The sequence below is a fragment of the Halorubrum sp. SD612 genome, assembly GCF_002135005.1.
In genome coordinates this window covers 1-3,139 of the sequence record NZ_NEWI01000227.1, presented here as the reverse complement: position 1 = coordinate 3,139, position 3,139 = coordinate 1, and the positions used below count along the sequence as shown (strand labels likewise).

The following is a 3,139-nucleotide window of genomic DNA, read 5'->3' as shown; positions in this document are numbered from 1 at the left end:
GACCCGGGCGGCGTCGGCGTCGGTCGGGCCGACGAGGGGGCCGGCGTGGGTGGCCAGCACGGGCGTCCCGCTCGCGACGTGTGCTTCGATCTCGGCGGCGATCCCCTCCCGGTGGATCAGCCGCGAGATGGTCGTCGACTCCCCGCCCGGCATCAGGAGGACGTCGCAGTCGGGCACGATCCCGGCCTCCCGGATCTCGACGACCTCGGCGGGCTCGTCGTGGGCGGCCGCGGCGTTGCGGACGGCGGCGGCGTGCTCGGCCACGTCGCCCTGGACGGCGATGACGCCTGCTTTCATACGGATCGGTGGGGCGGGCGCGTGGAAAAAGGGCGCGCTACGCGGCGGCGTCTGGGGACCGGAAAAACGCGGCCGGCGCGGCCTACGCGACCGTCAGCGAGAGGATCTGGACGAACACGCCGAAGAGGACGCAGAACGCGAGGACCGTCTTGGGGTTGATCGCGATGGCGTTCCGGTCCTCGTTCTCGAAGTAGCGGACCAGTCCCGCGCTGGACATCAGCCCGCCGGAGTTGGAGCCACTCATGTCCCGTCCTCGGCGGCGCCGCGTTCTAAACGTTTCGTTCGCGAGCCCGCGTCCGTACGGGCGTCTCCGCGGCGCCGTCGGCGGTTCGCGCGGACCGCGAGCGCACACGAGTGGGAAACCCTTATGCGCGGCCCGGGGATAGTTGTCGCCGACTATGACCGTCCGACTGCTGGATTTCCACGCCGAGTGGTGCGGCCCGTGTAAGACCCAAGACCCCATCCTGGAGGAGATTCAGGAGGACCTCGGCGACGCGTTCGAGCTCCAGAAGGTCGACGTCGACGAGGAGCAGGACGTCGCGAACCAGTACCAGGTCCGCTCGCTGCCGACGCTCATCGTCGAGAACGACGACGGCGTCGTCGACCGCTTCGTCGGCGTCACCCAGCGCGAGGACATCGAGGCCGCGCTCACCGAAGCCGGCGCCTGACGGCCGCGCCCGCCACGCAGTCGTTCCGCCGCGCCGTCTCGCAACCTTTTACAGCACCGCCCGCTCAGTAGCGGCATGGCCAAGTTCGACGCCGCCGAGCGCCGCATGCTCGACAGACAGATCTGTATGCGCTGTAACGCCCGCAACGCCTCCGAGGCCGAGCGCTGCCGCAAGTGCGGCTACACCAAGCTCCGCCCGAAGGCGACCGAGCGCCGCGCGGCGTAATCCGGTCGGCTCCGGGCCGGTCTCGGCCCTTCTCGCGAATCCTCCGTTCGACGGCCAGCCGCGCGTGTGCCTCGTCCCTCCCCAGCCTCGGCGGCGCGCCGACGTGGGCGGTCGGTCTCGCCGACGCTCGCTTTTGAATCCGGGTCGCGCTCACTCGTCGGGATACTTCGGCTCTCCGCGCTCGGCGCGCTCAGTCGCGCGCTCGATCACCTCGCGGACGGTGTCCGGCCCGTCCGCGGCGCGGTAGACGTCGCCGTGACCGGGGAACATGGCCTCGACGGTGTCGGGCAGTCGGTCGAGGATCTCGCGGAGGCTCTCGATCAGGCGCTCGCGCGACTGGCCGGCCATGTCGGTGCGGCCGAACGAGCCGTCCGAGAACGCGCCGTCGCTGTAGACGACCACGTCGCCGGAGTAGAGCCGCTCCTCGCCGACGAGCGAGACGTGGTCGTCGGCGTGTCCGGGGGTGTAGACGACCTCGCAGGGCTCGTCGCCGACGAGTATCTCGTTGCCGTCCGAGAGCGCCACGTCGCGGTGCGGGTGGTCCGCGTACGCGAACACGCGCGGGTCGAACCGGTCGACGACGGCGTCGAGCTCGCCCACGTGGTCGCGGTGCTGGTGCGTGAGGACCACGCGGTCGAGGCCGTCGGCGCCCGCGTCGTCGAGCGCCTCGGCGATGGCGTCGTCCACGCCCGGCATCGTTCCGGCGTCGACGAGCGTCGTCGCGTCCCCCACGACGAGGTACGCGTTGCAGGTGAACTCCTCCGCGTCCGCGGTGACGGTGATCGGCTCCATGCCCGTACTCGCTCGCGGAGCGACAAAAGGGTACAGTCGCTCCGCGCGAACGGCGCTCGGCGCCGTTCGCGGCCGCAGGACCCCGTCGGCCGTAGATTTATCAGGCGCCCCCTGTTAGTGTCACGCACAGATGGGCTTCGGCAGCTACGACGAGTCCGAACAGGAGAACCAAGACCTGGACGCGGACTTCGACGACGACGACGGCGTCCGGGCTGCCCAGGAGACCCACGAGGGGTCCGTCGACTACGAGCCCGGCGCCTCCAACGACGAGCTTCTCGACCGGCTCCAGGAGATCAAGTCCGAGGACGCCTAGGTGACCCCGCCGAGCCGTACGCTCGGCGTCGCCTTCTCCGACGCCCGCGACGCGAGCTACGCGGCCGGCGTCGTCGTCCGCGCCGACGGGACGCCTGACGGCTTCGCGTTCGCGACCTGTACCGTCGGCGGGACGGACGCGACCGACGCCGTGATCGACTGCTGGCGCGCGCTCGGCCGCGAGGACGTCCGCCACGTCGCCTGCGCCGGCGTCGCGCCCGCGTGGTTCAACCTCCTCGACCTCGACCGGCTCGCCGAGGCGCTCGACCGCCCCGCTTACGCCGTGAGCTACGAGGCCAGCCCCGGGCTCGAACCGGCGCTCCGGGACGCGTTCGACGGCGACGCGCTCGCCGACCGGCTCGCGACGTACCGGTCGCTGCCGCCGCGCGTCCCGGTCGACCCGTCGGACCCGGACGACGAGGCGCCGGGCTCGGGCGCCCCCCGGTTCGTCCGCGCCGTCGGCGTCGACCCCGCGGACGCCGCCGTGATCGCCACCGACCGGTCGAGGAGGTGTTCGCTCGGCACCTTTCCGAGGGTCACGATCAGCGCGGGGTCGAGCCGCTCGATCTCCGTTTCGAGGTGGCCGCGGCAGTTCGCCAGCTCCTCCGTCGTCGGGTCGCGGTTGTCGGGCGGTCGGCACCGGACGCAGTTCGTGATCCGCACGTCCGCGCGGGCGAGCCCCGCGTCTCGAAGCGCCTCGTCGAGCACGTCGCCCGACCGCCCGACGAACGGCTCCCCCTCCTCGTCCTCGGTGGCGCCCGGCCCCTCGCCGACGAACAGGAGGTCCGCGTCGGTCGGGCCGACCCCGTCGACGATCCGGCTCCGGGAGGCGACCAGTTCGGGAC

General features: G+C 72.0%; 5 protein-coding genes and 3 pseudogenes. 4 read left to right on the top strand and 4 right to left on the bottom strand.

The annotated features are described in order from the left end of the window. Positions 1-303, bottom strand: a pseudogene (locus tag B9G38_RS15535) (pyridoxal 5'-phosphate synthase glutaminase subunit PdxT); the annotation flags it as partial. Positions 304-379: 76 nt separating this feature from the next. After that, positions 380-541, bottom strand: coding sequence for a preprotein translocase subunit Sec61beta (locus tag B9G38_RS15530; RefSeq protein WP_086220975.1), 162 nt, complete (start codon positions 539-541; stop codon positions 380-382). Between the two features lie 154 nt (positions 542-695). On the opposite strand from B9G38_RS15530, the gene B9G38_RS15525 reads away from it, so the two are divergent. Together B9G38_RS15525 and B9G38_RS15520 are read left to right on the top strand one after the other, a co-directional pair. Continuing rightward, positions 696-965 carry a co-chaperone YbbN gene (locus tag B9G38_RS15525; RefSeq protein ID WP_004598787.1) on the top strand — a complete coding sequence of 90 codons (270 nt, stop codon included), beginning with the start codon at positions 696-698 and terminating at the stop codon, positions 963-965. Between the two features lie 75 nt (positions 966-1,040). Continuing rightward, positions 1,041-1,190, top strand: a complete 150-nt coding sequence (locus tag B9G38_RS15520; RefSeq protein WP_006111655.1) for a 50S ribosomal protein L40e — start codon at positions 1,041-1,043, stop codon at positions 1,188-1,190. Between the two features lie 150 nt (positions 1,191-1,340). Here B9G38_RS15520 and B9G38_RS15515 read toward each other — a convergent pair whose 3' ends face one another. Next, entirely contained in the window at positions 1,341-1,982 is a 642-nt protein-coding gene (locus tag B9G38_RS15515; protein WP_086220974.1) for an MBL fold metallo-hydrolase, read from the bottom strand. A gap of 130 nt (positions 1,983-2,112) precedes the next feature. Between B9G38_RS15515 and B9G38_RS15510 the strand changes: the two genes are divergently transcribed. Both B9G38_RS15510 and B9G38_RS15505 read left to right on the top strand, forming a co-directional pair. Then, the gene (locus tag B9G38_RS15510) at positions 2,113-2,295 is read left to right on the top strand and encodes a DUF5786 family protein (RefSeq protein WP_086220973.1); all 183 of its coding nucleotides are present in this window, start codon (positions 2,113-2,115) and stop codon (positions 2,293-2,295) included. Beyond that, positions 2,296-2,730 (top strand): annotated as a pseudogene (locus B9G38_RS15505) (DUF99 family protein); the annotation flags it as partial. On the opposite strand, the pseudogene B9G38_RS15500 reads toward B9G38_RS15505, so the two are convergent. After that, a pseudogene (locus B9G38_RS15500) lies at positions 2,676-3,139 on the bottom strand (uracil-DNA glycosylase family protein); the annotation flags it as partial. The pseudogenes B9G38_RS15505 and B9G38_RS15500 sit on opposite strands and share 55 nt — an antisense overlap.

Coding starts and splice junctions, on each gene's coding strand:
- B9G38_RS15510 (WP_086220973.1), top strand. CDS start 2,113: ATGGGCTTCGGCAGCTACGACGAGTCCGAACAGGAGAACCAAGACCTG.
- B9G38_RS15530 (WP_086220975.1), bottom strand. CDS start 541: ATGAGTGGCTCCAACTCCGGCGGGCTGATGTCCAGCGCGGGACTGGTC.
- B9G38_RS15520 (WP_006111655.1), top strand. CDS start 1,041: ATGGCCAAGTTCGACGCCGCCGAGCGCCGCATGCTCGACAGACAGATC.
- B9G38_RS15525 (WP_004598787.1), top strand. CDS start 696: ATGACCGTCCGACTGCTGGATTTCCACGCCGAGTGGTGCGGCCCGTGT.
- B9G38_RS15515 (WP_086220974.1), bottom strand. CDS start 1,982: ATGGAGCCGATCACCGTCACCGCGGACGCGGAGGAGTTCACCTGCAAC.